The 2,498-nt window shown below is 56.9% G+C and carries 1 rRNA gene; it reads left to right on the forward strand.

What is annotated here, in order from left to right:
- Positions 1-2,476, forward strand: a 23S ribosomal RNA gene (locus ACIA6T_RS35560); the annotation flags it as partial.
- Positions 2,477-2,498 lie beyond the last annotated feature (22 nt).

Genomic DNA, 2,498 nt, shown 5'->3' on the forward strand with positions numbered 1-2,498 from the left:
CTCGTGACTGCGTGCCTTTTGAAGAATGAGCCTGCGAGTTTGCGGTGTGTTGCGAGGTTAACCCGGGTGGGGAAGCCGTAGCGAAAGCGAGTCCGAACAGGGCGTTTTTAGTAGCACGCTCAAGACCCGAAGCGGAGTGATCTAGCCATGGGCAGGTTGAAGCGGAGGTAAGACTTCGTGGAGGACCGAACCCACCAGGGTTGAAAACCTGGGGGATGACCTGTGGTTAGGGGTGAAAGGCCAATCAAACTCCGTGATAGCTGGTTCTCCCCGAAATGCATTTAGGTGCAGCGTCGTGTGTTTCTTGCCGGAGGTAGAGCACTGGATAGGCGATGGGCCCTACCGGGTTACTGACCTTAGCCAAACTCCGAATGCCGGTAAGTGAGAGCGCGGCAGTGAGACTGTGGGGGATAAGCTCCATGGTCGAGAGGGAAACAGCCCAGAGCATCGACTAAGGCCCCTAAGCGTACGCTAAGTGGGAAAGGATGTGGAGTCGCAGAGACAACCAGGAGGTTGGCTTAGAAGCAGCCACCCTTGAAAGAGTGCGTAATAGCTCACTGGTCTAGTGATTCCGCGCCGACAATGTAGCGGGGCTCAAGCGTACCGCCGAAGTCGTGTCATTGCGATATGTACCCCCAACGGGGATCGTGATGGGTAGGGGAGCGTCGTGTGCCGGGTGAAGCAGCGCCGGAAGGCAGTTGTGGACGGTTCACGAGTGAGAATGCAGGCATGAGTAGCGATTCACACGTGAGAAACGTGTGCGCCGATTGACTAAGGGTTCCTGGGTCAAGCTGATCTGCCCAGGGTAAGTCGGGACCTAAGGCGAGGCCGACAGGCGTAGTCGATGGATAACCGGTTGATATTCCGGTACCCGCTGTGAAGCGTCAAACATCGAGCATCGTGATGCTAAGGCCGTGAAGCCGCCCCTGATCTCTTCGGAGTGAGGGGGAGTGGTGGAGCCGCCGGCCCAAGCGGTTAGTAGGTGAGTGATGGGGTGACGCAGGAAGGTAGTCCATCCCGGGCGGTGGTTGTCCCGGGGTAAGGGTGTAGGACGTCAGGTAGGCAAATCCGCCTGACACGTAGTCTGAGACCTGATGCCGAGCCGATTGTGGTGAAGTGGATGATCCTATGCTGTCGAGAAAAGCCTCTAGCGAGTTTCATGGCGGCCCGTACCCTAAACCGACTCAGGTGGTCAGGTAGAGAATACCGAGGCGTTCGGGTGAACTATGGTTAAGGAACTCGGCAAAATGCCCCCGTAACTTCGGGAGAAGGGGGGCCACAACCGGTGAGAGGACTTGCTCCTCGAGCTGGGGGTGGCCGCAGAGACCAGCGAGAAGCGACTGTTTACTAAAAACACAGGTCCGTGCGAAGCCGTAAGGCGATGTATACGGACTGACGCCTGCCCGGTGCTGGAACGTTAAGGGGACCGGTTAGTCACTCTTCGGGGTGGCGAAGCTGAGAACTTAAGCGCCAGTAAACGGCGGTGGTAACTATAACCATCCTAAGGTAGCGAAATTCCTTGTCGGGTAAGTTCCGACCTGCACGAATGGCGTAACGACTTCTCGACTGTCTCAACCATAGGCCCGGTGAAATTGCACTACGAGTAAAGATGCTCGTTTCGCGCAGCAGGACGGAAAGACCCCGGGACCTTTACTACAGTTTGATATTGGTGTTCGGTTCGGCTTGTGTAGGATAGCTGGGAGACTGTGAAGCAGCCACGCCAGTGGTTGTGGAGTCGTCGTTGAAATACCAGTCTGGTCGTGCTGGATGTCTAACCTGGGTCCGTGATCCGGATCAGGGACAGTGTCTGATGGGTAGTTTAACTGGGGCGGTTGCCTCCTAAAGAGTAACGGAGGCGCCCAAAGGTTCCCTCAGCCTGGTTGGCAATCAGGTGTTGAGTGTAAGTGCACAAGGGAGCTTGACTGTGAGACCGACGGGTCGAGCAGGGACGAAAGTCGGGACTAGTGATCCGGCGGTGGCTTGTGGAAGCGCCGTCGCTCAACGGATAAAAGGTACCCCGGGGATAACAGGCTGATCTTCCCCAAGAGTCCATATCGACGGGATGGTTTGGCACCTCGATGTCGGCTCGTCGCATCCTGGGGCTGGAGTCGGTCCCAAGGGTTGGGCTGTTCGCCCATTAAAGCGGTACGCGAGCTGGGTTTAGAACGTCGTGAGACAGTTCGGTCCCTATCCGCTGTGCGCGTAGGAGTCTTGAGAAGGGCTGTCCCTAGTACGAGAGGACCGGGACGGACGAACCTCTGGTGTGCCAGTTGTTCTGCCAAGGGCATGGCTGGTTGGCTACGTTCGGGAGGGATAACCGCTGAAAGCATCTAAGCGGGAAGCCTGCTTCGAGATGAGGACTCCCACCTCCTAGAGAGGGTAAGGCTCCCAGTAGACGACTGGGTTGATAGGCCGGATATGGAAGCACGGTAACGTGTGGAGTTGACCGGTACTAATAGGCCGAGGGCTTGTCCTCAGTTGCTCGCGTCCACTGTGTT

Source organism: Streptomyces sp. NPDC051740 (assembly GCF_044453165.1).
GTDB lineage: Bacteria > Actinomycetota > Actinomycetes > Streptomycetales > Streptomycetaceae > Streptomyces > Streptomyces atrovirens.